The 24,597-nt window shown below is 74.2% G+C and carries 28 protein-coding genes, 1 tRNA gene and 1 pseudogene; 8 read left to right on the top strand and 22 right to left on the bottom strand.

Going from position 1 to position 24,597, the window contains the following annotated elements:
* Positions 1-109 precede the first annotated feature (109 nt).
* Together AB0G14_RS00590 and AB0G14_RS00585 are read left to right on the top strand one after the other, a co-directional pair.
* Positions 110-1,039 carry a ribonuclease Z gene (locus AB0G14_RS00590; protein ID WP_357692308.1) on the top strand — a complete coding sequence of 310 codons (930 nt, stop codon included), beginning with the start codon at positions 110-112 and terminating at the stop codon, positions 1,037-1,039.
* Positions 1,036-1,545 carry a GNAT family N-acetyltransferase gene (locus AB0G14_RS00585; RefSeq protein WP_357692306.1) on the top strand — a complete coding sequence of 170 codons (510 nt, stop codon included), beginning with the start codon at positions 1,036-1,038 and terminating at the stop codon, positions 1,543-1,545. The genes AB0G14_RS00590 and AB0G14_RS00585 overlap by 4 nt, the downstream gene beginning before the upstream one ends.
* A gap of 70 nt (positions 1,546-1,615) precedes the next feature.
* Here the strand turns inward: AB0G14_RS00585 and AB0G14_RS00580 are convergent, their stop codons facing one another.
* Complete coding sequence (locus AB0G14_RS00580; RefSeq protein ID WP_350703322.1) at positions 1,616-2,986, bottom strand: cystathionine beta-synthase; 1,371 nt, start codon at positions 2,984-2,986, stop codon at positions 1,616-1,618.
* A 76-nt stretch (positions 2,987-3,062) separates the two neighbouring features.
* Positions 3,063-3,419: a YkvA family protein gene (locus AB0G14_RS00575; RefSeq protein ID WP_357692304.1), complete on the bottom strand. Its 357-nt coding sequence runs from the start codon at positions 3,417-3,419 to the stop codon at positions 3,063-3,065.
* 148 nt (positions 3,420-3,567) lie between these two features.
* Between AB0G14_RS00575 and AB0G14_RS00570 the strand changes: the two are divergent.
* The 3 genes and pseudogenes from AB0G14_RS00570 to AB0G14_RS00560 form a co-directional block, all read left to right on the top strand.
* A pseudogene (locus tag AB0G14_RS00570) lies at positions 3,568-4,628 on the top strand (SGNH/GDSL hydrolase family protein); the annotation flags it as partial.
* Positions 4,617-5,420, top strand: coding sequence for an SGNH/GDSL hydrolase family protein (locus AB0G14_RS00565; RefSeq protein WP_357692483.1), 804 nt, complete (start codon positions 4,617-4,619; stop codon positions 5,418-5,420). The pseudogene AB0G14_RS00570 and the gene AB0G14_RS00565, both read left to right, overlap by 12 nt.
* 126 nt (positions 5,421-5,546) lie before the next feature.
* Complete coding sequence (locus AB0G14_RS00560; RefSeq protein WP_357692302.1) at positions 5,547-6,809, top strand: acetyl-CoA C-acetyltransferase; 1,263 nt, start codon at positions 5,547-5,549, stop codon at positions 6,807-6,809.
* Positions 6,810-6,911: 102 nt separating this feature from the next.
* On the opposite strand, the gene AB0G14_RS00555 is transcribed toward AB0G14_RS00560, so the two are convergent.
* From AB0G14_RS00555 to AB0G14_RS00540, 4 genes are all read right to left on the bottom strand, one after another.
* Positions 6,912-7,235 carry a hypothetical protein gene (locus AB0G14_RS00555; protein ID WP_357692300.1) on the bottom strand — a complete coding sequence of 108 codons (324 nt, stop codon included), beginning with the start codon at positions 7,233-7,235 and terminating at the stop codon, positions 6,912-6,914.
* 53 nt (positions 7,236-7,288) lie between these two features.
* The gene (locus AB0G14_RS00550) at positions 7,289-8,047 is read right to left on the bottom strand and encodes a Bax inhibitor-1/YccA family protein (protein ID WP_357692298.1); all 759 of its coding nucleotides are present in this window, start codon (positions 8,045-8,047) and stop codon (positions 7,289-7,291) included.
* A 151-nt stretch (positions 8,048-8,198) separates the two neighbouring features.
* A complete protein-coding gene (locus tag AB0G14_RS00545) occupies positions 8,199-9,014 on the bottom strand; it encodes a Bax inhibitor-1/YccA family protein (protein WP_357692296.1) in 816 nt (271 codons plus the stop codon).
* Positions 9,015-9,125: 111 nt separating this feature from the next.
* Positions 9,126-9,206, bottom strand: a tRNA-Leu gene (locus AB0G14_RS00540).
* A gap of 102 nt (positions 9,207-9,308) precedes the next feature.
* On the opposite strand from AB0G14_RS00540, the gene AB0G14_RS00535 reads away from it, so the two are divergent.
* Positions 9,309-11,147: a hypothetical protein gene (locus tag AB0G14_RS00535; RefSeq protein ID WP_357692294.1), complete on the top strand. Its 1,839-nt coding sequence runs from the start codon at positions 9,309-9,311 to the stop codon at positions 11,145-11,147.
* 91 nt (positions 11,148-11,238) lie between these two features.
* Here AB0G14_RS00535 and AB0G14_RS00530 read toward each other — a convergent pair whose 3' ends face one another.
* The 12 genes from AB0G14_RS00530 to AB0G14_RS00475 form a co-directional block, all read right to left on the bottom strand.
* Positions 11,239-12,570, bottom strand: a complete 1,332-nt coding sequence (locus AB0G14_RS00530; protein ID WP_357692292.1) for an NAD(P)/FAD-dependent oxidoreductase — start codon at positions 12,568-12,570, stop codon at positions 11,239-11,241.
* A 102-nt stretch (positions 12,571-12,672) separates the two neighbouring features.
* Positions 12,673-13,230, bottom strand: coding sequence for a hypothetical protein (locus tag AB0G14_RS00525; protein WP_357692290.1), 558 nt, complete (start codon positions 13,228-13,230; stop codon positions 12,673-12,675).
* The gene (locus tag AB0G14_RS00520) at positions 13,227-14,642 is read right to left on the bottom strand and encodes a DUF58 domain-containing protein (RefSeq protein ID WP_357692288.1); all 1,416 of its coding nucleotides are present in this window, start codon (positions 14,640-14,642) and stop codon (positions 13,227-13,229) included. The genes AB0G14_RS00525 and AB0G14_RS00520 overlap by 4 nt, the downstream gene beginning before the upstream one ends.
* Entirely contained in the window at positions 14,642-15,649 is a 1,008-nt protein-coding gene (locus AB0G14_RS00515) for a MoxR family ATPase (protein WP_350703340.1), read from the bottom strand. Before AB0G14_RS00515 ends, AB0G14_RS00520 begins: the two co-directional genes overlap by 1 nt.
* Positions 15,646-16,230 carry a hypothetical protein gene (locus AB0G14_RS00510; RefSeq protein WP_357692286.1) on the bottom strand — a complete coding sequence of 195 codons (585 nt, stop codon included), beginning with the start codon at positions 16,228-16,230 and terminating at the stop codon, positions 15,646-15,648. The genes AB0G14_RS00515 and AB0G14_RS00510 overlap by 4 nt, the downstream gene beginning before the upstream one ends.
* Before the next feature lie 43 nt (positions 16,231-16,273).
* Positions 16,274-17,014, bottom strand: coding sequence for a DUF4129 domain-containing protein (locus tag AB0G14_RS00505; protein ID WP_357692284.1), 741 nt, complete (start codon positions 17,012-17,014; stop codon positions 16,274-16,276).
* Positions 17,015-17,094: 80 nt separating this feature from the next.
* Positions 17,095-17,808: a uracil-DNA glycosylase gene (locus tag AB0G14_RS00500; RefSeq protein WP_357692481.1), complete on the bottom strand. Its 714-nt coding sequence runs from the start codon at positions 17,806-17,808 to the stop codon at positions 17,095-17,097.
* Positions 17,809-17,827: 19 nt separating this feature from the next.
* Positions 17,828-18,514 (bottom strand): dienelactone hydrolase family protein, encoded by a 687-nt coding sequence (locus AB0G14_RS00495; RefSeq protein ID WP_350703346.1) that lies wholly within the window; start codon positions 18,512-18,514, stop codon positions 17,828-17,830.
* 199 nt (positions 18,515-18,713) lie between these two features.
* Positions 18,714-19,193, bottom strand: a complete 480-nt coding sequence (locus AB0G14_RS00490) for a hypothetical protein (RefSeq protein ID WP_357692282.1) — start codon at positions 19,191-19,193, stop codon at positions 18,714-18,716.
* A 119-nt stretch (positions 19,194-19,312) separates the two neighbouring features.
* A complete protein-coding gene (locus AB0G14_RS00485; protein WP_357692280.1) occupies positions 19,313-20,350 on the bottom strand; it encodes a hypothetical protein in 1,038 nt (345 codons plus the stop codon).
* Positions 20,347-20,679 (bottom strand): PadR family transcriptional regulator, encoded by a 333-nt coding sequence (locus AB0G14_RS00480; RefSeq protein WP_350686966.1) that lies wholly within the window; start codon positions 20,677-20,679, stop codon positions 20,347-20,349. The genes AB0G14_RS00485 and AB0G14_RS00480 overlap by 4 nt, the downstream gene beginning before the upstream one ends.
* 58 nt (positions 20,680-20,737) lie before the next feature.
* Positions 20,738-21,037: a hypothetical protein gene (locus tag AB0G14_RS00475; protein ID WP_357692278.1), complete on the bottom strand. Its 300-nt coding sequence runs from the start codon at positions 21,035-21,037 to the stop codon at positions 20,738-20,740.
* 152 nt (positions 21,038-21,189) lie between these two features.
* On the opposite strand from AB0G14_RS00475, the gene AB0G14_RS00470 reads away from it, so the two are divergent.
* Complete coding sequence (locus AB0G14_RS00470) at positions 21,190-21,999, top strand: helix-turn-helix transcriptional regulator (RefSeq protein WP_357692276.1); 810 nt, start codon at positions 21,190-21,192, stop codon at positions 21,997-21,999.
* Positions 21,990-22,193 carry a DUF397 domain-containing protein gene (locus tag AB0G14_RS00465; RefSeq protein WP_357692274.1) on the top strand — a complete coding sequence of 68 codons (204 nt, stop codon included), beginning with the start codon at positions 21,990-21,992 and terminating at the stop codon, positions 22,191-22,193. Before AB0G14_RS00470 ends, AB0G14_RS00465 begins: the two co-directional genes overlap by 10 nt.
* Before the next feature lie 27 nt (positions 22,194-22,220).
* Here the strand turns inward: AB0G14_RS00465 and AB0G14_RS00460 are convergent, their stop codons facing one another.
* From AB0G14_RS00460 to AB0G14_RS00445, 4 genes are all read right to left on the bottom strand, one after another.
* Complete coding sequence (locus AB0G14_RS00460) at positions 22,221-22,841, bottom strand: hypothetical protein (protein WP_357692272.1); 621 nt, start codon at positions 22,839-22,841, stop codon at positions 22,221-22,223.
* Between the two features lie 161 nt (positions 22,842-23,002).
* The gene (locus AB0G14_RS00455; protein ID WP_357692270.1) at positions 23,003-23,380 is read right to left on the bottom strand and encodes a Fic family protein; all 378 of its coding nucleotides are present in this window, start codon (positions 23,378-23,380) and stop codon (positions 23,003-23,005) included.
* Positions 23,377-23,580 carry an Arc family DNA-binding protein gene (locus tag AB0G14_RS00450; protein WP_357692268.1) on the bottom strand — a complete coding sequence of 68 codons (204 nt, stop codon included), beginning with the start codon at positions 23,578-23,580 and terminating at the stop codon, positions 23,377-23,379. Before AB0G14_RS00450 ends, AB0G14_RS00455 begins: the two co-directional genes overlap by 4 nt.
* Before the next feature lie 47 nt (positions 23,581-23,627).
* Positions 23,628-24,557, bottom strand: a complete 930-nt coding sequence (locus AB0G14_RS00445) for a Ppx/GppA phosphatase family protein (protein WP_357692479.1) — start codon at positions 24,555-24,557, stop codon at positions 23,628-23,630.
* Between the last annotated feature and the right edge of the window lie 40 nt (positions 24,558-24,597).

The raw sequence follows: 24,597 nt of genomic DNA, 5'->3' as shown, positions 1-24,597 counted from the left end.
CCCGACCCCCGGGGTGCCGGCCCAGTCCAGCCGGCCCGCGCGCGAGCGCGGAAGCCCCGGGGGTCGACCCTTTTCCGGGCCGGGTGGCCGACGCAGCCGGAGGTCAACCGTGTCGATGCGCGAGCTGGTGGTGCTCGGGACGGCCAGCCAGGCCCCGACCCGGCAGCGCAACCACAACGGGTACGTGCTGCGCTGGGACGACGAGGTGATCCTCTTCGACCCCGGCGAGGGCAGCCAGCGGCAGCTCCTGCACTCCACGGTCACCGCCACCGACCTGACCCGGATCTGCGTCACCCACTTCCACGGCGACCACTGCCTCGGCCTGCCCGGCACCATCCAGCGGCTCTCGCTGGACCGGGTGCCGCACCCGGTGGCGGTGCACTTCCCGGCCGGCGGCGCGGAATACTTCGCCCGGCTGCGGCACGCCAGTTCCTTCCACGAGACCGCCGAGCTGCGCGTCGAGCCGATCGAGGCCGACGGGCAGCGGATCACCCTGGGCGTCGGCACGCTGGAGGCCCGCCGGCTGCGGCACCCGATCGAGACGTACGGCTACCGGCTCGTCGAGCCGGACGGCTGCCGGATGCTGCCGGAGAAGCTGGCCGCGTACGGCATCGCCGGGCCGGCCGTCGGGGAGCTGAACCGGGTCGGCCACCTCGACCTCGACGGGCGCCGCGTCACCCGGGAGAAGGTGAGCGTGCCCCGGCCCGGGCAGCGGTTCGCGTTCGTGATGGACACCGGGATCTGCGACGGGGTCTACGCCCTCGCCGAGCACGCCGACCTGCTGGTCATCGAGTCGACCTTCCTCGACTCGGAGGCCGCGCTCGCCGCCGAGGTCGGCCACCTCACGGCGGGCCAGGCCGCGCGGGTGGCGGCCGAGTCGGGCGTACGCCGACTCGTGCTCACCCACTTCTCGCAGCGGTACGCGGACGCGACCCGCTTCGCCGACGAGGCCCGCGCGCACTTCGACGGCGACCTGGTGATCGCCGAGGACCTGACCACCGTGCAGGTCCCGCCCCGGCGGGTAGCCTCGGCCGGGTGACGGTCACCCTCCGCCCCGCCACCGCCGCCGACCTGATGCCGGTCGGCGCCCTGCACCAGCGCTCCCGGGTCGCGGCGTACGCGTCGTTCGTCCCGCCCGAGGCGCTGGCCGAGCCGGGGCCGGACGCGATGGGACGCTACTGGGTCGAGCGGTGGGGGTGGGAGCGCGACGACCACCGGATGACCGTCGCCGAACGCGACGGCCGGCTGGTCGGCTTCAGCTACCTCGGCCCCGACGACGAGGGCGACCCGGCGACGGGCCTGCTCAACGCCCTCCACCTCGACCCGGCCGAGCGCGGCCGGGGCACCGGGCGGGCCCTCATGGTCGACGCGCTGGACGCCATGCGCTCGCGTGGCTGGTCGCGGGCGGTGCTGTGGGTGCTGGCGTCGAACGCGCACGCCCGGCGCTTCTACGAGCGCGGCGGCTGGGTCCGCACCCGCACCGCACGGGACGAGCACCTCGGCCCGGTGGTCGTGCCCCAGCTCCGGTACGACCGACCGCTCTGACCGCCGTCTGCGTGTAAGGAAGGGACCCTTGTTAACGCTATGCGTTAACAAGGGGCCCTTCCTTACACCGTCAGCGGGCGCCGAGGTGGGCGAGCAGGTCCTGCCGGGTGAGGACGCCCTTCGGCTTGCCGTCGACCAGCACCAGCGCGGCGTCGGACTTCTCCAGCAGGCCGACCGCCTCGCTCACCGGCTGCCCGCCGCCGATCATCGGCAGCGGCTCGGCCATGTGCCGCTCGATCGTGTCGTGCAGGTGCGCCTGACCGGTGAACAGCGCGTCGAGCAGGTCCTTCTCGGCGATCGAACCGGCCACCTCGCCGGTCACCACCGGGGGCTCGGCCTTGAGCACCGGCAGCTGCGAGACGCCGTACTCGCGCATGTAGTCGATCGCGTCGCGGACCGTCTCGGTCGGGTGCACGTGCACCAGTTCGGGCAGGCCGCCGGGCTTGTTGGCCAGCGCGTCGGCGACCGTCGGCTCCGTGCCGGAGTTGTCCAGGAAGCCGTACCGGGCCATCCAGGTGTCGTTGAAGATCTTCGACAGGTAGCCCTTGCCGCTGTCCGGCAGCAGCACCACGACCACGTCGTCCGGGCCGGCCTTGCGGGCCACCTCCAGGGCGGCCACCACGGCCATGCCGCAGGAGCCGCCGACCAGCAGGCCCTCCTCGCGGGCCAGCCGCCGGGTCATCTCGAACGACGCCTTGTCGGAGACCTCGATGATCTCGTCGGCGAGGCCCCGGTCGTACGTCTCCGGCCAGAAGTCCTCGCCGACGCCCTCGACCAGGTACGGCCGGCCGGTGCCGCCCGAGTAGACCGAGCCCTCCGGGTCGGCGCCGATGACCTTGACCCGACCCTCCGACGCCTCCTTCAGGTAGCGGCCGATGCCGGAGATGGTGCCGCCGGTGCCGACGCCCGCCACGAAGTGGGTGAGCCCGCCCCCGGTCTGCTCCCACAGCTCCGGGCCGGTGGTCTCGTAGTGCGAGCGCGGGTTGGCCGGGTTGCTGTACTGGTTGGGCTTCCAGGCGCCGGGGATCTCCCGGGCCAGCCGGTCGGAGACGTTGTAGTAGGAGCGCGGGTCCTCCGGCGCCACGGCGGTCGGGCAGACCACCACCTCCGCGCCGTACGCCCGCAGCACGTCCTGCTTGTCCTGGCTGACCTTGTCGGGGCAGACGAAGACGCACTTGTAGCCCTTGAGCTGGGCCACCAGGGCCAGGCCGACGCCCGTGTTGCCGCTGGTCGGCTCGACGATCGTGCCGCCGGGCTGGAGGATGCCCGCCTTCTCCGCGTCCTCCACCATCCGCAGCGCGATCCGGTCCTTCACCGACCCGCCCGGGTTGAGGTACTCCACCTTCGCCAGCACGGTGGCCTGGATGCCGGCCGTGACGTTACGCAGCCGTACCAGCGGGGTGTTGCCGATCAGCTCGACGACGTTGTCGTAGTACCGCACCTCGTTGTTGCCCTTCTCCTCCGGCGCCGCCGGCGGCGGCCGGGCAGACGTTTCTCGACGCCCAGGGTACGTCGGTTCAGGACACCACGTGCCCGGGGATCACGGACCTGCGGCGGGCCTCCCACTCCAGGAACCGCTCGGTCTCGGCGAGCACGCTGCCGGCCAGCCAGGTCACCATGACCGCGTCGTCGGCCAGCCCGAAGATCGCCAGCGGGATCTCCGGCAGCAGGTCGATCGGCGAGACGATGTACGCCGTCGCGGCGGTCATCAGGGCCAGCCGCAGGCCGCCGTCGTACTCCCCCCGGGTGGTCGCCCGGATCATCCGGGGCAGCGCCGCGAGCCGCGCCCCGAGCGACGGCCCGCCCCGCGACCCCGCCGCGAGCGCCCTCGCCAACGCGCTGAACGCGGCGCTCCGTTTCAATGTCTTCCCCATGTTCGGCCCCTCTCCGCGTGCCAGGGTGACGTGCCGGCGCAACTGTCGCCCGGTCACCGGAACAGGTACCCAGGACGGTCGTCTTCCAGCCACCCGCGAGCCGACACGACGACGGCGGCGTGTCGTTCCGGCGCGATAATGTCGCTGCATGGGGGTCGTTGGTTCCGCCGTCCCGGTTGGTTCGCGCTGGCAGCGCGCTCGGCAGATCGCCCGCCTGGCGGCGATCGGCACGGGCGCCGCGGCGGCCGCCGCGGTGGCGACCGGCGGCGTGCTGCTCGGGCAGGCCCGGCAGGCCCGCCGCACGATCCCGATGGCCGAGGCGCCGCCGCCCCGCTGCGACGGGGTCTACGGCGCGAAGCTGCCCGGCCCGCCGGTCACCATGGTCGTGCTGGGCGACTCGTCGGCTGCCGGCTACGGCGTGCACCGCCGCCGGGAGACGCCGGGCGCCCTGCTCGCCACCGGCCTGTCCCGCCGCCTGCAGCGGCCCGTCCGGCTGCACCGGTTCGCGGTGGTCGGCGCCATCTCGGCCGTGCTGAAGCACCAGGTGGAGGCGGCGCTGGAGTGCCGGCCCGACGTCGCCGTGATCCTGATCGGCGGCAACGACGTGACCAACCGCACGCCGCCCGGCCTGGCGGTGCGCTACCTGGTCGAGGCGGTCCGCACGTTGCGCGCCGCCGGCTGCGAGGTGGTCGTCGGCACCTGCCCCGACCTGGGCGCGATCCGCCCGATCCAGCCGCCGCTGCGCTGGCTGGCCCGGCGCTGGAGCCGGCAGCTCGCCGCCGCCCAGACGGTGGCCGTGGTCGAGGCCGGCGGCTGGACGGTCTCCCTCGGTGACCTGCTCGGCCCCCGGTTCACCGCCGAGCCGACCCGGATGTTCGCCTGGGACCGGTTCCACCCCTCGGCGGAGGGCTACGCCGTGGCCGCCGCCGCGCTGCTGCCGACCGTGCTGTCCGCGCTGGGTGCCGGGCAGGAGCGGCGCACTACCCCGGCCCGGGGCGAGGGCGTACGCTCGCTTCCCGCGGCCGCCCAGGAGGCCGCTCGGCACGCGGGCACCGAGGTCAGCGGCACCCAGGTGCGGGGGCGCGACCGCGGCCCCGCCGGTCGGTGGGCGCAGCTGCGCCGACGGGCCTTCTTCGGTGTCGGCGCGGTGCCGCAACCCGGCCCCGCCGCCGACTCACCCACTCTGGAGGGACTGGCATGAGCGAGCGCTTCATCCCCTCGGGGCTCGCCGGTCGACTGGGTCGGGCCGCGACGCTCTCCCTGATTGCCGGCACGGTCGGCGGCGCCGCCGTCCTCGCCGGCCAGGCCTTCGTCGCCCGGCACCGCCAGTACGCCCAGCCGGAGCTAGGGCTGGCGCTGCGCGCCACGGTCGGGCGGGCCGGCGCCCCGCCGCTGCGGCTGGTGCTGCTCGGCGACTCGTCCGCCCTCGGCGTCGGGGTCGAACGACTCGACGACACCATCGGCGGCCAGCTGGCCAACCTGCTCGCCGAGGGCCCGAACGGCCGGCAGGTGCACCTGTCCAGCGTCGGCGTCTCCGGCTCCCGCTCGACGGACCTCGCCACCCAGGTGGCCCGGGCGCTGCTCGGCGAGCGCCCCGACGTGGCGGTGATCCTGATCGGCGCCAACGACGCCACCACCCTGCGTCGGCCGGCGGAGGCCGCCGCCTACCTCGCGGCGGCCGTGCACCGGCTCCGCGAGGCCCGGGTGGAGGTGGTCGTCGGCACCTGCCCCGACCTCGGCGCCGTACGCGCGATCGCGCCGCCGCTGCGGCACCTGGTCGGCTGGTCCGGCCGGCGGGTCGCCCGCGCGCAGACGGCGGCGGTGCTCGACGCCGGCGGCACGGTGGTCGACCTGGCCACCGAGACGGGTCCGGTGTTCCGCGCCGACGCGGGCACCCTGTGCCACGACGGCTACCACCCCTCCGCCGACGGCTACCGGGTCTGGGCGCACGCCCTGCTGCCCGCCGTCGCCGCAGCCGCCGCGGTCGCGTCCCGGCGCTGACCCGCCGGGGCGTCGCGGTCGCGTCCGACCGCTGACCCGCCGGGCGTCGCGCCCCCGCCGGACGTGACATTTCCCGGTCGGCCGCCAGCTTCCGCGCGAAGTTACCGACGGGTTAGCGTTGGTTCCATGCCGACTGAGTCGTCCCGCGACGCCGTCATCGTCGCCACCGCCCGCTCCCCCATCGGCCGGGCGCACAAGGGGTCCCTGCGCGACGTCCGCCCGGACGACCTCGCCGCGACCATCGTGCGGGCCGCCCTGGACAAGGTCCCCCAGCTCGACCCGACCGAGATCGACGACCTCTACCTGGGCTGCGGCCTGCCCGGCGGCGAGCAGGGCTTCAACATGGCCCGGGTCGTCGCCACCCTGATGGGCCTGGACACCCTGCCCGGCGCGACCCTCACCCGCTACTGCGCGTCCTCGCTGCAGACCACCCGGATGGCGATGCACGCGATCCGGGCCGGCGAGGGTGACGTCTTCGTCTCCGCCGGCGTGGAGACCGTCTCCCGGTACGCCCGCGGCAACTCCGACGGCCTCCCGCCCGAGGCGCAGGCGCTGGTCGGCGGCGGCTGGGAGAACCCGCGCTTCGCCGCGGCGGCCGAGCGGTCGAAGGCCCGCGCCCAGGGCGGCGCCCCGGTCTGGACCGACCCGCGCGAGGCGGGCGAGCTGCCGGACATCTACCTGACCATGGGGCAGACCGCCGAGAACCTGGCCCAGGTCCACGACGTGACCCGCGCCGACATGGACGAGTTCGGCGTACGCAGCCAGAACCTCGCCGAGAAGGCCATCGCCGACGGCTTCTGGGCCCGGGAGATCACCCCGGTCACCACGCCGGACGGCACGGTGGTCAGCACCGACGACGGCCCCCGGCCCGGGGTCACCCTGGAGGCGGTCTCCGGCCTGAAGCCGGTGTTCCGCCCGGACGGCCGGATCACCGCCGGCAACTGCTGCCCGCTCAACGACGGCGCGGCCGCCGTGGTGGTCATGAGCGCCCAGAAGGCGAAGGACCTCGGGATCACCCCGCTGGCCCGGATCGTCTCCACCGGCGTGACCGCCCTGTCGCCGGAGATCATGGGCCTCGGCCCGGTCGAGGCCACCCGGCAGGCGCTCAAGCGGGCCGGCATGACCATCGACGACGTCGACCTGGTGGAGATCAACGAGGCGTTCGCCGCCCAGGTGATCCCCTCGTACCGCCAGCTCGACATCCCGCTGGAGAAGCTGAACGTGATGGGCGGCGCGATCGCCGTCGGGCACCCGTTCGGCATGACCGGCGCGCGGATCACCGGCACCCTGCTCAACGCCCTGGACTGGCACGACAGGACCATCGGCCTGGAGACCATGTGCGTCGGCGGCGGCCAGGGCATGGCCATGGTCGTCGAGCGGCTGAGCTGACCCCGCCGGCCGGCGGAGAGCAGGGCGGCCGAAGACCAGGGCGGCCGGAGCCCGGGGCGGCCGGCCGGCACTCCCGCCCGCGGGGCGGGAACGGCGTTGGAACTAGAGCGCGTCGCGGGTCGCCGTCACCTCGGCGGCGGCCCGCGCCAGCGCCTCGGGCGGCGGGGCCGCGGCGACCAGGTCGGCGGCCACCACCCGGAGCTGGTCGGGCAGCGCGAGGTCGTTGTCGAGCCGGGGCACCACCCGCCGGGGCTCACCCGCGGCGTCGGCGGCCAGGTTGGCGACCTCCTGCACCAGCCGGTGCACCAGGTCGGCACGCGACACGTTGCCGCCGGCGGCCGTGGCCGACCAGCGCGGCTGCTGCCAGTGCCCGACCTGACGGACCAGCAGGTCCACCGCCCGGCTCAGCTCCCCTGCGCTCACCACCCGAGTCTACGAACCCACCCCGCCGGGCGCGGGCGGGCGGGGTGGCGGCCGGGTCAGCGGCGCAGGTAGCCGAGCAGGCGCAGCAACTGCCAGTAGAGGAAGACCAGGCCGGTCAGCAGGCCGAACGCGCAGAGCCAGGCGTAGCGGCGGGGTAGGCCGTCGCGTACCGAGCACTCGACCAGGTCGAAGTCGAGGACGAAGCTGAACGCGCCGGCGACGATCGCCACCCCCGAGAAGGCGTACGGCAACCAGCCGACCTCGCCGGTCAGTCCGTAGATTTCCAGCCCCTGCCGGCCGGAGACCAGGTACGCCAGCAGGTTGACCACGCTGAGCACGACGATCCCGAACAGCGTGCCGACGACCAGCCGGGCCAGCCGCGGCGTGGCCCGGACGAGGCGGGCCCGGTAGAGCAGCGCCATGCCGAGGAAGACCCCGAAGGTGCCCGTGACCGCCTGGACGACGATGCCCGGGTGGACCAGTTCGAAGGCCCGGCTGGCCACCCCGAGCAGCAGCCCCTGGAGCAGGGCGTAGCCGACCATCGGCACCGGGTTGGTGATGCCGCGCCAGGAGATGACCACGACCAGCGCGATCCCGGCCAGCGCGGTGCCGGCCAGCGCGGCGGGGAGCCACGCCGCCGGCGGCACGAGCAGCCAGGCTGCGGCACCGGTGGCCCCGGTGAGCAGCAGCAGCCCGACCGTACGGGCCACCACGTCGTCGACGGTCATCGCCTCCGGGTCGCCGACGCCCAGCACCCGGCTCTGCACCCGGGCGGTCTCGTCGAACCGGGTGAGCACCGGGTTGCTGCTGCGCACGTCGCCTCCCTGCTCGGCGTACCCCCACGCAGTCACTCTGCCCCCGCCGGCCGGGCGGCGGCGGGAAACGCCGGGACCGGCGCGGGTGCGAAAACGACGGCGCCCGCCCCCGCGGCAGCGGGGACGGGCGCCGGTCGGTCGCGGGCGACGGTCAGTCGTCGCCCTGGAAGTAGCTCAGCAGGCGCAGGATCTCGATGTAGAGCCAGACCAGGCTCACCAGGATGCCGAAGGCGGCGACCCAGGAGTAGCGCTGCGGCAGCCCCATCCGGACGCCGTCCTCGACCTCCTTGAAGCTGAGCACGAAGCTCAACGAGGCGACCACGATGCAGACCAGGCTGAAGCCGATCGCCAGCGGGCTGCCGTCGCGCAGGCCGGTGTTGATGTCGAAGAGCGCGAGCACGAGGTTGATCAGCATGACGGCGAAGAGGCCCGCCATCACGGCGATCATGCCCTTGACGAACTTCGGGGTCGCCCGGATGACCTTCGCCTTGTAGAGCATCGCCATCACGAAGAAGACGCCGAAGGTGGCGGTCACCGCCTGGAGCACGATGCCGTCGTAGAGCGAGTCGAAGAACTTGCTCACCATGCCGACGAAGACGCCCTCGACGACGGCGTACGCGACCACCAGCGCCGGGTTCGCCATCCGGGAGAACGAGATGATCAGACCGAGCACCAGGCCGACCACCGCCGCGCCGATCCAGGCGGCACCGAGCAGGGCGTCCGGCACCAGCACCCAGGCGGCCGCGGCGGAGACGCCGAGGATGCCGAGGAGGGTGACGGTCTTGACCACCACGTCGTCGATCGACATGGTGTTGACGGCCGGCGGAGCCGCCGGGTAGCCGGCCTCCGTCGGGTACTGCTGGGGGTAGCCGGGCTGTCCATAGGGCCCGGTCGGGGCGTACCCGGCGGAGCGCTCCCGCTCGGCCGCCTGGCCGAGCCGGGCGAGCACCGGGTTCGAAGTCTTCACTGTCAGGCCTCCCTCAGGGGGTCGTTGCACGTGAACGTGCCCCTCAAGAGTAAACGCCCAGGGCAGCCACGTGGTGATCGCCAAGCTGAGCGGATGCTGAGAGTGGCGGGGTGCCCGGGGCGGGGGTCGAACCCGCACGCCTTGCGGCAGCCGCTTTTAAGGCGGCCGTGTCTGCCGTTCCACCACCCGGGCGGGTGACACCGGACGCGTCGCCACGCCTGGTGCAGTGTCACGGTAGCCGGTCGGCGGCGACCCGGCGTACCCCGACGCCAGGGTCGCACTAGGGTCGAGGCCGTGAGCAGCGCAGCCCCCACGGCCCCCGACGCCGCCCCTGACCAGGACGTCCTCGCCGCCGACCGGCTGCCGCGCCGGCTCTCGCCGGCCCGCCTGCTGACCACGATCTCCCGGCACCGGGCGGGCGTCACGGTCGGGCTCCTCTTCGTCGCGCTGGCCGGCTGGCTCACCCACGGGCTCTGGCCCGACCCGGCGACCCGGGTCCTCGCGCTGAACCCGGCGGACCAGGCCCTCTACGAGTGGTTCCTCGCCGTCGACGCGCGGGCGCTGCTCGGCGACTTCGACCTGCTCACCGACCGGCTCAACGCGCCGGACGGGGTGAACCTGATGACCAACACCACGGTCATCGCGCTGGGGATCCTCCTCGCCCCGGTCACCCTGCTGCTCGGGGCGCCGGTCACCTTCGCGCTGCTGGCGCTGGCGAACCTGGCCGGCACCGCCGTCGCCTGGTATCTGCTCTTCACCCGGGCGCTGGGCGCCCACCGGGTCGCCGCCGCGCTGGGCGCCGCCCTCTGCGGCTTCGGCCCGGGCATGGTCTCGCAGACCAACAGCCACCTGCACATGACCGCCCAGTGGCTGGTCCCGGTGATCGTCTGGCTGGTGGTCCGGCTGCTGCGCGCCGCCGACCCCGCCGGCCGGGCCACCGCCGACGGGCCGGACCGCCGGCGGGTGGTCAGTTCCGCCGTCGGCCTGGCGGCGGCGGTCACGGCGCAGGTCTTCATCGGCGAGGAGGTGCTCTTCCTCTCCGCGCTGACGCTGCTGGTGATGGCGGTCACGTACGCCGTGACGGACCCTGGCCTGGCCCGCCGCGCCCTGCCCGGCTTCGCCGGCGGGATGGTGCTCGCCGCCGGGCTGGCCCTGCTCGTGCTGGCCTGGCCGCTGTGGTTCCAGTTCGCCGGGCCGCAGGGCGTCGCGGACGGCATGTTCAGCCCGCACTACTTCTCGGCTGACCTGCGCAGCTGGTGGACGGTGTCGCCGCTGTCGGTGGTCGGCAGCGACGGGGCCGCCCGGCTGACCACCGGCCCGGCCGAGTACAACACCTTCCTCGGGTGGCCCCTGCTGCTGGTCACCACCGCCTGCGCGGTCTGGCTGGGTCGCCGCCCGCTGGCCGTCGCGTGCGTGGTCGGAGCGCTGGCGATGGGGGCGCTGTCGCTCGGCCCCCGGGTGGTGCTCGACGGCGAGCGCACCGCCGTGCCGGGGCCGTACACACTGCTCTCCGGACTGCCCGTGGTGGACGGCGCGCTGCCGATGCGGTTCGCCCTCGCGACGCTCCCGCTGATCGCCACGCTGCTGGTGCTCGCGGCCGACCGGGCGCTGCGCGGCGCGGGCCGGGCCCGGCGGCTGGTCCCGGCGGCGGTCGGCGTGGCGCTGCTGCCGCTGCTGCCCGCCCCGCTGCCCACCGCCGAGCGCCCGCCGCTGCCGGAGTTCGTCACGGCCGGCCACTGGCGGCAGTGCGTCGAGCCGGGCGGGGTGCTGGTGCCGGTGCCGCTCGCCACGCCGCAGGAGCCGTGGCCGATGCGCTGGGCCACCGCCGCCGACGCCGCGTTCGGCATGCCGGAGGGCTTCTTCATCGGCCCGTACGGCCGGGACGGCACGGCGGCGATGGGCACCTACAAGCTGCCCACGTCCGCCCTGCTGACCGAGGTCGCCAGACGCGGCGGGCAGCCGGTGATCGGGGACCAGCAGCGGCGGCAGGCCGCGAAGGACGCCGACTTCTGGGGTGCCTCCTGCGTCGCGCTGGCCGTCGACACCCCGCACGCCGACAGCCTGCGCGGCACGCTGGAGCAGCTCTACGGGCCGTCGACCCGGATCGCCGACGCCTGGATCTGGCGGGTCTGACCGGCGTACGCCCGCCCGGCGCGGCGTGAACCCCGCCCCCACACGGACAGCAGGCCCCTCCGCGCGCGGAGGGGCCTGCTGTCCTGCTCGGTCAGGACCGGCGGGCGCCGACGGGCTGGGACGCCTCGGCGAACTCCTCGCGCGGGTCGTGCAGCTGGCCAAGGGCGACCACCTCACGCTTGAGGAAGAACGCCAGGGACCAGTCGACCACGACCCGGACCTTCCGGTTGAACGACGGGATCCGGCTCATGTGGTACGTCCGGTGCATGAACCAGGCCGGCCAGCCGGTCATCTTGATCCCGTACACCTGGGCGACGCCCTTGTGCAGGCCGAGGCTGGCCACGCTGCCGGCGTGCTTGTGCTTGTACTCCACTGGCTCGCGGCCGCGCACCACGTTGGCGATGTTGTCGGCCATCCGGGCGGCCTGGCGGACCGCGTGCTGGGCGCTCGGCGAGCAGTAGTTGCCCGGCTCCTTGGTCAGGTCCGGCACCGCCGCGCAGTCACCGGCGCTCCAGGCACCCTCGACCGCCCGGTCGCCGTCGACGATCTGGAGGGTCGGCAGGCAGGTGACCCGGCGCCGCTCGTCGCGGGGGAAGTCCGTCGCGTCCAGCATCGGGGACGGCTTGACGCCGGCCGTCCAGACGATGGTGTCGGAGCGGAAGCTGTCGCCGTCGGAGAGCTTCACCACCCCGTCGACGCAGGACTCCAGGCGGGTGTCCAGCCGGATGTCCATGTTCCGCTTGAGCAGCTGCTGGACCGTGTAGGCGCCCATGTCCCGGTCGACCTCCGGCAGCACCCGCTGGGTCGCCTCGACCAGCACCCAGCGCATGTCCTCCGGCCTGAGCTCCGGGTAGTACCTCAGCGCGTCCCGGGCCATGTCCTCCATCTCGGCGAGCGCCTCGATGCCGGCATAGCCGCCGCCGACGAAGGTGAAGGTCAGCGCGGACCGGCGGACCTCCGGGTCCGGCGTGACGGCGGCCACGTCGAGCCGGTCCAGCACGTGGTTGCGCAGGTAGATGGCCTCACCGATGGTCTTGAAGCCAATGCCGTGCTCGTGCAGGCCGGGGATCGGCAGCGTCCGCGAGACCGAGCCGGGGGCGACGACGACGTGGTCGTACGGAATCTCCCGGGTCGGGCCGCTGATCGGCTGCACCACGGCGGTCTTGCGGTCGTGGTCAATCCGCGTCACGGCGCCCGCCACCACCTTGCACCGCCGCAACTCCCGTCGCAGCGGCACCACGGAGTGCCGGGGCGAGATGTTGCCGGCCGCCGCCTCCGGCAGGAAGGGCTGGTAGGTCATGTGGGGCTGAGGGTCCACCACGATGACCTCAGCCTCACGGGAGCTGAGCTTCTTCGACAGGCGCAGGGCCGCGTAGAGACCGACGTGCCCGGCACCCACCACAAGGATCCGCTTCGGATTCACGTCATCTATCTTTCCCGGCGCGGCCCGGCTAATCCCGATCGCGCCCCTCTTCTGTGACGGAGCACAACCGCTGTGACCTGCGCAACGGCTGTTACCGGCAGGTTAACGGCGGCGCAGCAGCCACCCCAGCAACGCTGTCAACGCTATCGCCGTCAGTAGTCCGGCCGCGGTCGCGAGTTGGGATCCGGCGCCGTCGCCGAGGCCGCCGATCTCCACGAGGAGCACGCCGAGCACGAAGGTCCCCAGCAGCACCGCGCCGGCCCGCGCGAGCCAACGCACGATCACGTCCGGGTCGACCACCGCGTCGTACGGCAGGACGGCGGCCAGCGCGCAGAGGGTGTGCGTGAGGTAGAGCACGGCCGCCACGGCGAGCAGCCGCCAGAGCGCGATCGGCCGGCCGTACCCGTCGGTGGCGACCAGCCAGCCGCCGACCGTGACCAGCGCGGCGAAGGTCGGCCAGACCCGGCGCGGCCCGAGCGCCGGCAGCAGCGCCACCACGACCAGGGCGAGCAGCGGCCGGCCGAGGAGCACCTGCGACGGGTACGCCACCACCAGCCCGACCAGCGTGGTGAGGAAGATGCCGGCGCGGACCAGCAGCGGCGTCAGGCTGACCCGGGCGGCGGCGTACCGCACCGCCCGGACCCGCTCGACCGGATTCATCGAGCCCCCACCCTCGGGGCGGTGGCCAGCCGCGCCACGTCCCGCAGCACCTGGTCGAGGCTGCCCGCGCCGGCCCAGCGCACCACCGGCACGCCGTGCTCCCGCAACTGCCCGATCATGGTGTCCCGGTCCAGCCGCCACAGCCGGTACGCCACCTCGGCCCAGCCCCGGTCCTTGGGCGGGGCGAGGTCGGCCGGCAGGGTGTCCACCGCGACGACGAACCGCCCCGAGCGGGCCAGCCGGGCCAGCATCTGCGCCGACCGCTCGTCCAGCAGCGGGGTGAGGACCACCACCAGCGCGTCCGCGGAGAGCAACTGCGGCCCGAAGACCTGGTCGTACGGCTCGTGCGGGGAGGACTCGGCGCGCACGTCGAGCAGCCACTCCAGGACGGTCAGGTACTGCCGGCGGCCGGTGGCCGGGCGCAGCCGGCGGGCGGCCGGGCCGTACTCCAGCATCGACACCCGGTCGCCGCGGTGCAGGTAGTGCTCGGCGATCGCGGCGGCGGCCCGGACCGTGGTGTCCAGCACGGAGGCGGCGCCGGACACGCCGCCGGAGCGGCCCGCCTCGGCGAGCACGTCGAGCAGCACCACCACCTCGGCGTCCCGGTCGGAGAGGGTGGCCGCGACGTGCAGTTGCCGGGCGCGCAGCGACACGCGCCAGTCGATCCGGCGCAGCCGGTCGCCCGGGGCGAAGACCCGCACGCCGGCCAGCTCCCCGCCCTCGCCGGGCCGGCGCGAGTGGTGCGCCCCGACCAGGCCGGCGGCCCGGGGCATCGCCTCGACCGCGTCGAACGGCTCGGTCCTCGGGTAGACCCGGACCCGGGCCGGCTCGGTGACCACCGCGCGGGAGACCAGCAGACCCTGCGCGGCGGCGACCCGGGCGCCGGCCGGGCCGACCGGGTGCCGGCCCCAGCGCAGCGCCGTGCCGGCCAGCTCCAGGTCGACGGCCGCGTCGGTCGGGACGGCGGTCACGAAGGGCCGGTCGGCGACGGACGGGACGACGGCCGAGGGGGCGCCGGGCGCGGCCACCGCCCCGGCGATCGTGGCCCGCTCCACCCGCAGCCACGGCGAGACCCGGCTGCGGACCACCGCCACGTCGTAGTCGAGCACGTCCGGGTTGCCGACGCTGACCGTGCCGGTCAGCTCGCCGCCCTCGACCAGGTGCCCCTCGTCGGCGGAGATCCAGACCTGCGGCAGGGCGGCCGGCCGGCGGCGCAGCGCGCACGCGGTGCCGATCGCGAACGGGGCGGCCAGCACGATCAGGTCGACCCGGCCGAGCAGCACCCCCGCGATCAGCAGCAGGCCGGTGAGCAGCACCGCCCGGCCGAGCGCCCAGGTGGGCACCCAGCCGGTCGCGGGCTGCGGCCCCTGCTCCGGCGACTCGGTGCGGGGCGGCACGGCGGGCGCGACCATCAGTGCCCGGGCCGGCCGGCGGCGTAGCTGGGCAGCGCCCCGCTGGCCGGCGCCGGGGTCGCCTCCAGCACCTCGCCGACCACGAAGGACGGGTCGACGCGGCGCAGCCACATCTCCGGACGCAGCGTGATCCGGTGCGCCAGCGCGGGCGCCGCGACCTCCTTGACGTCCTCCGGCACCACGTAGTCGCGGCCGGCCATCACGGCCCGCACCCGGGCCAGCAGCAGCAGCGCCAGCGAGCCGCGCGGCGAGGCGCCCACCAGCACCGACGGGTGCTCCCGGGTGGCGGCGGTCAGCGCGACGATGTAGCGACCGACGGAGTCCTCGACCACCACGTCCTCCAGCGCGGCCTGCATGGCGCGCAGCGTGGCCGCGTCGACCACGGGCTTGATGTCCGCCTCCTCGCGGCGGCGGGCCATCCGCCGGCGCAGCACCTCCCACTCCTCCTCGTGCTCGGGGTAGCCGAAGGAGACCCGCAGGAGGAACCGGTCGAGTTGCGCCTCGGGCAGCGGGTAGGTGCCCTCGTACTCGATGGGGTTGGCGGTGGCCAGCACGTGGAACGGCTCGTCCAGCCGGTAGGTGACGCCCTCGACCGAGACCTGCTTCTCCTGCATCGCCTCCAGCAGGGCCGACTGGGTCTTCGGCGGGGTCCGGTTGATCTCGTCGGCGAGGAGCAGGTTGGTGAAGACCGGGCCGGCCCGGAACGCGAAGTCGCCGCTGCGCTGGTCGTAGAGGAACGAGCCGGTGACGTCGGCCGGCAGCAGGTCGGGGGTGAACTGGAGCCGGCGGAAGTCCAGCCCGAGCGCCTGCGCGAAGGAGCGCGCCGTCAGCGTCTTGCCCAGGCCCGGCAGGTCCTCCAGCAGCACGTGCCCGCCGGCCAGGATGCCGGCGAGGACCAGCTCCAGCGCGTCCCGCTTGCCGACCACGACCTGACCGACCGCCTCCAGCACCGACCGGGCGAGGTGGCCGACCTCCGCGGCGGGCATGCTGCGGTCCACGTCGTTCATATCTTCTCCAGTTCGGCGACGATCGCCGCGAGGTCGCGCGGCGACGGGGGGCGGCGGGAGGGCGTGCTGAGGAAGGTCCAGAGCCGGTCGCCCAGCAGGTCACGGGCGCGGGCCGGGTCCGACTCGCGGGTCAGGCCGTGACGCTGACGCAGCCGCTCGTCGGCCAGTTCGCCGAGCCACGGCAGGACCCGCTCGGCGAACCGCTCCCGGCTGCTTTCGCACCAGTCCAGCGGGCGCTCCCAGCCGTTGATCGCGGTGCGCAGCGCGTCCCGGGCACCCCAGTTCCACGTGCCGTCGTCGTCGCCGGCCGGGACCCGGGCACCGGCCCGGGACGGGGGCGGGGGCGCGAGGGCGGCGACGACCCGGCGCACCACGAACAGCGCGACCACCCCGGCGACCAGGACCAGCAGGGAGACCTGGAGCCCCACCACGCGCAGGCCGGCGACCAGCACCACCACGACCGCCGCGATGCCGGCCAGGGCGCGGAACACCCGGCCGACCCGCCCGCCCCGGGACCGGCCGGCGCGCCCCGGCCGCTCCTCCTCGAAGCTCAGCAGGTCGTCGATGCTGGTGCTGCTCACCGCGCCACCTCATCACGCCGGGCGCGCGCCCGCCACGACCCGGTCACGTCGGCACCCCGGCGTCGCCGGCGACCACGGCGGTCAGCTCGGCGCGGAGCCGGCGCAGCGCCGCACGGGCCTGGTCGCGGGTGCGCTCGTCGACGGGCCGGGTGGCGTACCGCGCCTCGCGGTAGACGTGCGCGAACTCGGCCAGCACGTCGGCGCTGGCGATCGCCGGCACCCCCGCCGACGGGTCGCCCCGCAGCAGGCGGGTGACCAGGTCGGTGGGGGTGTCCCCGGCCAGCCGGGGCACACCGGCGCCGGCCGCGGCCTCTTCGAGGCGTACCCAGCAGGCGATGACCGCGGCGCGCGGGTCGGCGTCCGCGTCGTCCAGCTCCACCAGGCCGGCGTCGAGGGCGGCGGCCACCTCGCGGGCGGTGCCCTCGGCCGTGCGCCGGTTCCGCTGCCGCGGCAGTGCCCGGGTGGTGCGGCGCATCGCGCCCCGGACCAGCGTCCAGGCGAGGTAGCCGAACGCGGCGAGCAGGGCCGACCCCAGCAGCACGAGGGCTATCGTGCCGAGCCACGGCGGGATGCTCGCCTGGGTGGCCTCGCCGGCGTCCCGGGGCTCGACGGGGATCGACGCGGCCGGCTCGGCGGTCGGGTATTCCGGCACGTAGGGGATGTTGTCGGCGGGCGGGATCCGGCTGGCGCCGATCGACGAGTGGGCGGACGCCAACGCGGCGACGGCAAGCAGGACGCCGACTGCGGCGACCGGCCACCACCTGCGCAGCACGCTCAGATCCATCCGGGGTTACCTCCGGGCCGCCGGGGGGTGCGTCGCGGGCCGACGCGTTCCGTCCGTCATCGCCACCGCCCCCGCGTGCCTCAGTCCACCCCGGCCAACTGCTTCGCCCGGGCGAACACGTCGTCCAGCATCCCTGGTGTCAGCCGTCCGGTGAAGGTGTTCTGCTGGCTGACGTGGTAGCAGCCCAGCAGCTCCGGTGCGGCCGTGCCGGACCAGTGTGCCCCATGACCGAACGCCGGTCGCGGGGCGGGCGGGCGCTGGGCGTACACCTGACGCAGCACCGGCCACCACGCGGACCAGGCGAAGGCGCCCAGCGCGACCACGACGCGCAGGGTGGGCCGGATCAGCGCGACCTCGCGGTGCAGCCACGGTGCGCAGGTGTCCCGCTCGCCCGGGGTGGGCTTGTTGTCCGGCGGCGCGCAGCGCACGGCGGCGAAGATGCGGGTGTCCCGCAGGGACAAGCCGTCGTCGGCGGCGACGCTCGTCGGCTGGTTGGCCAGCCCGGCGCGGTGCAGCGCGGCGAAGAGCACGTCGCCGGAGCGGTCGCCGGTGAAGATCCGGCCGGTGCGGTTGCCGCCGTGCGCGGCGGGCGCCAGGCCGAGGATGGCGATGCGCGCGTCGGGGGCGCCGAAGCCGGGCACCGGCCGGCCCCAGTACTCCTGGTCGCGGAAGGCCGCCCGCCGCGTGCGGGCCACCTCCTCGCGCCACTCGACCAGGCGGGGGCAGGCGAAGCAGTCGCTGACGGCGGCGTCGAGGTCGGCGAGGTCGGTCGCCCGCGCGGCGCGGGCGACCACCTCGTCGGGCGTACGCGGCTCAGCCAAGCTTGGCCCGGAAGAGTTCGAGGGTGCGCGCCCAGGCGGTGGCGGCGGCGCGCTGGTCGAAGTTCTCCGGCCGGTCCTCGTTGAAGAAGGCGTGCGCGGTGCCGGGGTAGTCGTAGGTCTGGCACGTGCCGCCGGCGGTCTCGACGGCGCGGCGGACGGTCTGCACGCCGTCGGCGGCGGAGGTGCCGTCGGCTTCGGAGCAGTGGATGAGGGCGGCCTTGCCCGCGTAGTCGGCCCACTCGGAGCGCATCCCGTCCCAGGGCAGCCGGGGGTAGAAGGCGGCGGTGGCGACGATCCGCTCGGTGCGGCTGGCCGCCCACAGGGCCAGGCTCGCGCCGGCGCAGAAGCCCGCGCAGCCGACCTTGCCGGTGACCTCGGAACGCCCGGCGAGGTAGTCCGCCGCGGCGGCGATGTCCGCCGCCGCCTCGTCCATCTGCGGGCTGTTCAGCATCTGGCGCGGCTCGTCGGGCTTGCTGGCCGGGCCGCCGTGGCGGAAGTCCGGGGCGAGGGCCACGAACCCGGCCTCGGCGAACCGGTCCGCGACGGAGGTGATGTGGGGCACGAGCCCCCACCAGTCCTGGATGACGATGACCGCTGGGCTGGCCGCACCGCCGGACGGTATCGCGAGATACCCCTCGCGCGTACCCCCGTTGCTGGTGAAGCTCACCATTTCGCCCATCGGCCCGTCCTCCTAGCGGTCAGTCATCGTTGGCTGGTCGCCCAGTGGTCCTACGTGCCGGTAGCCTGCCACGCCGTGCGCGCCCCGGGGAAGACGCCGGAACAGTGGCATTCACCTCCCGTTCGCCGGCCGTACGCGGAGACGCCGACGGCGGCGCGGACCGTCGTCCGCGCCGCCGTCGGCGGTGCCGTGGTGCCGGTCAGGCCTTCTTGGTCAGGCAGAGCAGGTAGCCCTTCTTGCCCGGCTCGATGCTGTAGAAGACGTAACCGTCCTGGTCTTCCTTGATGTACTGCTCGCACGCCTCGCCGGAGCGGGCCTGCGCCTCGGTCTGCCCGTCGACCCGACCGACCACGTTGTACACGGCGTCGGTGGAGGTGCACTCGACGACCTTCGCGCCGTCGACCTCCTCCTCCTTGGTGCCGGTCACCTCGGGCAGCTCGGCGATGCAGTCGCCGACCTTGGCGTCGGCGGTCTCGTCCTTGTTGAGGAAGTTGCCGATCGCCGAGCCGACGCCGAACTTGAGCCCCGCGATGACCAGGAACGCGACGATCGCGCCCACGATGCCGAGCACCTTCCTGGAGCCGGACTTCTTCGTCTCCGGCTCCGCCGGGGGCGCCGGGAAGGCCGACGGGGGCTGCGCGGCGTCCGGCGCGGGGGGCGGTGCGACCTGCTCTGACACGGGTTGTCCTTCCGAGGGGTGGATGAGCAGACGACACCGTAGCGATCGGGTACGACGGCCGCCGCCCCGTCGACCTCATCCGTTCAGCTATTTCCCAGCTTTCCCGGACGCGATCCGGCTCACGTCCGGCTCGGCGCCGGGGTGGCGGCCGGGGCCTCCGTCGCGGGCGGGGCCTCCACGGTCGGGACCGCGGTCGGTCCGGCCGTCGGGCTGCCCGTCGGGACCGGGCCGGACGGGTCGGCCGACGTGGTGGGCGCCAACGGGGGCAGGCCGGGCGCGGGCGGGGTGGCCGCCGGCGGGCGCGGCGCGAACGGTGCCCGGTCGGGGCAGTACGGGTACGGACGCAGCAGCGGGTTGCCGACCCCGTTCGGGTCCCGCCCGTCCGGACAGTTCGGGTGGCCGAGGCGGATCGGGTCGCCGTTCTGGTCGAAGAGCCGGGCGTTCTCCACCAGCCGGCCCTCGCTGTCGTAGACGTAGACGTCCCGGACGTGGGAGTACCGGTCGTCGACCGAGATCTGCTCGTAGCCGAAGTCCCCCGAGCCGACGCGGCTGTTCATGTCCGCCAGGCCGACCAGCCCGAAGAGCACCAGCACGGCGGTGCCGGCGTGCAGCAGTCGCCGCTTGGGCCGGCTCAGGCCCGGCGTGTGGTGGCCGAGCCAGATCGAGGCGAGCACGCTGCCGGCGAGCAGCACCAGGCCGGCCAGCGCGCTGCCGTTCAGCTCGGGCAGCACGCCGAACGAGTCACCGGTGGTGGCCACCGTGACGAGCATGGCGGCCAGGTAGCCGCGCAGCACCCACCAGGCCGGCCGGAGCAGCCGGAGGAACTCGCTCGCCGAGACGTACCCCAGGGTTGGTCCGAGTTGGACGTCCCAGCGCCGCGCCCGCGCGCGGAGCCGGTCCACGGCGGCGCCCAGGCGGCGGTCGAGGCGGCGTCCGCCGGCCACGGCGCCGACCCCGGCGGCGGCGCGCAGCTCGGCCGCGTACGCCTCGGGCTCGCCGAGCCGCTCGACCAGGCTGCCGCCGGCCTCGACGGCGACCTCGGCGAGATGTTCCGGCAGGTCCTCGGTCAACTCGTCGCGGTGCGCCGGCGGCAGGTCGGCCAGTGCGGCCCGCACCCGTGCGACGTAGTCCGCGATCTCCTGCTCCGTGACGGTCATGCCGCCATCCCCCGATCGTCGAGCAGTGCGTCCATGGTGGTGGCGAACGAGCGCCAGAGCTTGCCGTAGCGGGTGAGCTGGTCCCGGCCGGCGGCGTTGAGGGAGTAGTACTTGCGGTGCGGGCCGGACTCGCTCGGCACGACGTAGGTGGTCAGCAGGCCGGCGGCGTAGAGCCGGCGCAGCGTGCCGTAGACCGAGGCGTCGCCGACCTCCTCCAGCCCGGCCTCGCGGAGCCGGCGCAGGATGTCGTAACCGTAGCCGTCCTCCTCGCGCAGCACGGCGAGAACCGCGAGGTCCAGCACGCCCTTCAGGAGCTGTGTGGTGTCCACGCTTCGCACACTACTGCGCATTGCGAAGTAGTGTCAAAGGAACGCGCCGCGCGGCGGGTCAGGCCGCGCGGCGCGCCGCGTCCTCCGCGATCCGCAGCAGATCCCGGAGTACGTGCACCAGCGCGCGAGCCTGCGCCAGGTCGATCGGCCAGCGCTCCGGATCGTCGCCGGCCGACAACTCCAGCAGGACGCCGGCCGGAGACAGTCGCCCGACGTCCATCTGCCAGAGCGCGGCACGCACCTGGATCACCTCGTCGCCGCGCGGCGCGACCGGCCGCAGGCGGGACAGGTGCAGCGCGCTGGTCCCGCAGCCGCTCTCGGGCACGCACCACGTCGGGTGGAGGCGTCGGATCGTCACGTCATCGCCCCTCGTCGGGTTGTGAGGGCACTGTGGGCCCCGGGTCGCCCCCATCATCGTGACCACCCGACTACGGTCGGAAGTCACGCGACGGGCACCGGTCGGCGGTGGCCCGCCCGGCCCGGCATGTGAAGCCCGGTGAGGGAGATGTGATGACCAGGCCCCAACTGTCGACGCTGGATCTCCTGGCCGGTGAGCTGCGGCGGCTGCGCACCGAGCGCGGGCTGAGCCAGGAGGAGCTGGCCCGGCGGATCAACTACTCCGGCTCGCTCGTCGGGATGGTGGAGATCGGCCGGCGTACGCCCTCGCTCGACTTCGTCCGGCGCGCGGACGAGGCGCTGGACAGCGGCGGCCTGCTCGGGCGGATCCTGCCGCTGGTCAGCGTGGAGACCGCGCCGGCCTGGTTCCGGCCCTGGGTGGCCGTCGAGCAGGAGGCGGCCACGCTGTGGTGGTTCGAGATCTCCGTCCTGCCCGGCCTCCTCCAGACCGAGGCCTACGCCCGCGCGGTCCTTTCCGACGGCGGCCTTGTGCCCGACGCCGAGGTCGAGGAGCGGGTGACGGCACGACTCCAGCGACAGCAGATCCTCGACCGCGCCCAGCCGCCGCAACTGGTCGCGGTGATCGACGAGACGATTCTTCGTCGCCCGGTGCCGGACCGGTTCGGGGTGATGCGCGAACAGCTCGACCACCTGATCGAACTGGCGGCCCGCCCACACATCCACCTGCACGTGATCCCGGCCGAGGTAGGCGTGCACGCTGGTGTGGCCGGGCCGTTCATCCTGGCGGGGTACGCCGACGGAGGCTGGGTGGCGCATCTCGACAGCCCGCTGCGCGCCCAGGTGCTGGACCGCGCCGAGGAGATTGCCAGCCTGCACCGCAGGTGGGAAAGTGTCCGCTCGGAGGCGCTGTCCCGGCGGCAGTCGCTGGCCCTGATGCAGGAAGTGGCGAAGACATGGAGCTGACCGGCGCCCGGTGGCGCAAGTCCACCCGGAGCGGAAACGGCGGCGCCTCGTGCGTGGAGGTCGCCGACAACCTGCCCGACGTGGTGCTGGTCCGCGACAGCAAGGACCGCTCGGGCCCCGTGCTCTCCTTCGGACCGACCGCCTGGTCCCGCTTCGTCACGGGCGTCGTGGACGGCACGGGTCTCCGGAGCTGACGACACCGTTTCGCCGAACGGGTCCCGTTAGCCCGTCAGCAGGTTGACCACGACACCGGCCGGGATGGACACCGCGACCCCGGCGAGGAAGAACCACCACTGGGCCCGCTGCCCGCGCTCGTTCGTCGTGCGCACCAGGGTCTCCAGGTTCACCAGCCTCTGATGCACGTCGGGCGCTGGCCCGGGCGGAGCGGGGGGCGGGGGCACCGGGTCCGGCGCCGAGGTGAGGAAGGTGCTCGGCCGCGTCTTGGGCCAGCGGCGTACCCGACTGGTGGAAGACGCGATCTCCCTAACCGTGGAACTGAGCCACCGCAGTCGCCGCTTGGAGCGGGACTGCGCCAAGGGCAGCGAATCCGACTGGGGCGGGCCGTACGATGCGCCAGCCCGCGTTGCTCCGCGCCGCCGGGACGGTTCCTCGTGTCCGCCGGGAGGCCGGGCCTGCGGGTACCACCGGGTCTCTGACGGTTCGATCCGATGGCGCAGGAGCACGTCCCGGTTGCGACCGGCCCGGAGCCGGAGCCCGCCGGCCAGCCCGACCAGCAGCAGGTCCGCCACGGCCGCCACGAGCGACCACGGCTGCGGAAGCCCGTACGCCACGACGCCCGTCACGCCGGCCGCCGCGATCAGCACCTTGGGCACTCGGCTCATGCCGCTATTCAAGTCCTTCGTTCCCGGCTGTCATGACGCAAAGGCGACACCGGGCGCGCATCGGTTTCCGACCTCGCGCAGCCGGCGTCGCTGCCCGGGCCGGCTACGCGAGGCTCCAGGCGATGCCGTCCGGCAACTGCGACAGAATTCGTACAGTCAGATCAAACATAGAGCTTGCGGAGTTCCCGGGCGATGTCGGAGACCTCGGTCATCGCGCCGCCGGCCACCGACATCACGAGAGCTTCGGCCTGGTCGACGTCGACATCCCGGATCGGGACCTCGTTGAGGGCCAGGAAGACACGCGCCGCCGCCCAGGCGAGACGCTTGTTCCCGTCGATCAGCGCGTGGTTCATGCAGATCGAGTGCAGCAGCGCGGCGGCCTTGCCCCACAGTTCGGGATACGCCTCCTGGCCGAACGCAACCGTGGCGGGCCGCACGACCGCGGAGGAGAGCAGGCCGGGATCACGTACCTGCGGTGCCTCGCCGAGGACGATCGAGGCGATCTCCATCAGGTCGTCGACGTCCAGATAGTTGATCACTCGGCAAGTCGCCGCAGCAGCTCGGCGTCACGGTCCGCGACCTCGCGGGCAAGGCCCTGTACGCGGGCGCGACGGCTGCGAGCAGCCACGTACTCCTCCACCGCCACGACGATGGTGGCGTTCATCGACCTGTGCTCCTGCTCGGCGAGATCCTTCAGCCGCTCGTGCAGACCGTCGGGGAGATTGACCGTGGTGACCATATGGAAATCATACCGCTGGTGACCAGCGGATTCCGGGTCACGCGACCTCAGGCCAGCGACCAGGCGATGCCGTCGAGGATGTCGTGCTCGGAGGCGACCACCGAGGCCATCCCGGCCCGCTCCATGATCACCCGCAGCACCAGGGCGCCGGCGCCGATCACGTCCGCCCGGCCAGGGTGCATCACCGGGATCGCGCGCCGCTGCTCCCGGCTCTTGCCGAGCAGGTCGGCCGTCACGTCGGCCACCGCCTCGTACGACACCCGGGCGTGGTGGATGCGGCCCGGGTCGTACTCCTGGAGGCCCTGGGCGATGGCGACCACGGTGGTGACCGACCCGGCGAGCCCGACCAGGGTGGCGGCCTGCCGGCCCGGCACGGCCGCCAGCGCCCGGTCGACCGCGACCGCGATGTCGGCCTGCGCGGCGGCGACCTCGTCCAGGCCCGGCGGGTCGCCGTGCAGGTGCCGCTCGGTCATCCGGACGCAGCCGATGTCCATCGAGATGGCCGCCTCGACGCCGCCGGCGCGGGTGCCCACGACGAACTCGGTCGAGCCGCCGCCGATGTCGATAACCAGGAACGGCTCCTCGGTGCCGGCGGGCAGCCCGCGTACCGCGCCGGTGAAGGAGAGCCGCGCCTCCTCGTCGCCCGTCACCACCTCGGGCGCGACCCCGAGAGTCCGCTCGACCATCTCCCGGAAGTCGGCGGCGTTGGAGGCGTCCCGGGACGCCGACGTGGCGCACATCCGGACCCGCTCCGCGCCGAGCTTCTCGATCTCGGCCGCGTAGGAGGCCAGCGCGACGCGGGTGCGCTCGATGGCCTCCGGGGCCAGCCGGCCCGTCTTGTCGACGCCCTGGCCGAGGCGGACGATCTCCATCCGCCGGTTCAGGTCGACCAGCGGCGCGTCCGGGCCCGCCGAGGGATCGGGCAGGTCGGCGACCAGCAGTCGGATCGAGTTGGTCCCGCAGTCGATGGCGGCCACGCGCGTCGTCACGGCAGCAACCCTACGGCAGGATCCGGGG

Source organism: Micromonospora sp. NPDC023814 (genome assembly GCF_040639595.1).
Lineage (GTDB): Bacteria > Actinomycetota > Actinomycetes > Mycobacteriales > Micromonosporaceae > Micromonospora.
The sequence above is the reverse complement of the archived record's forward strand: the minus strand, read 5'-3'. Positions and strand labels throughout refer to the sequence as shown.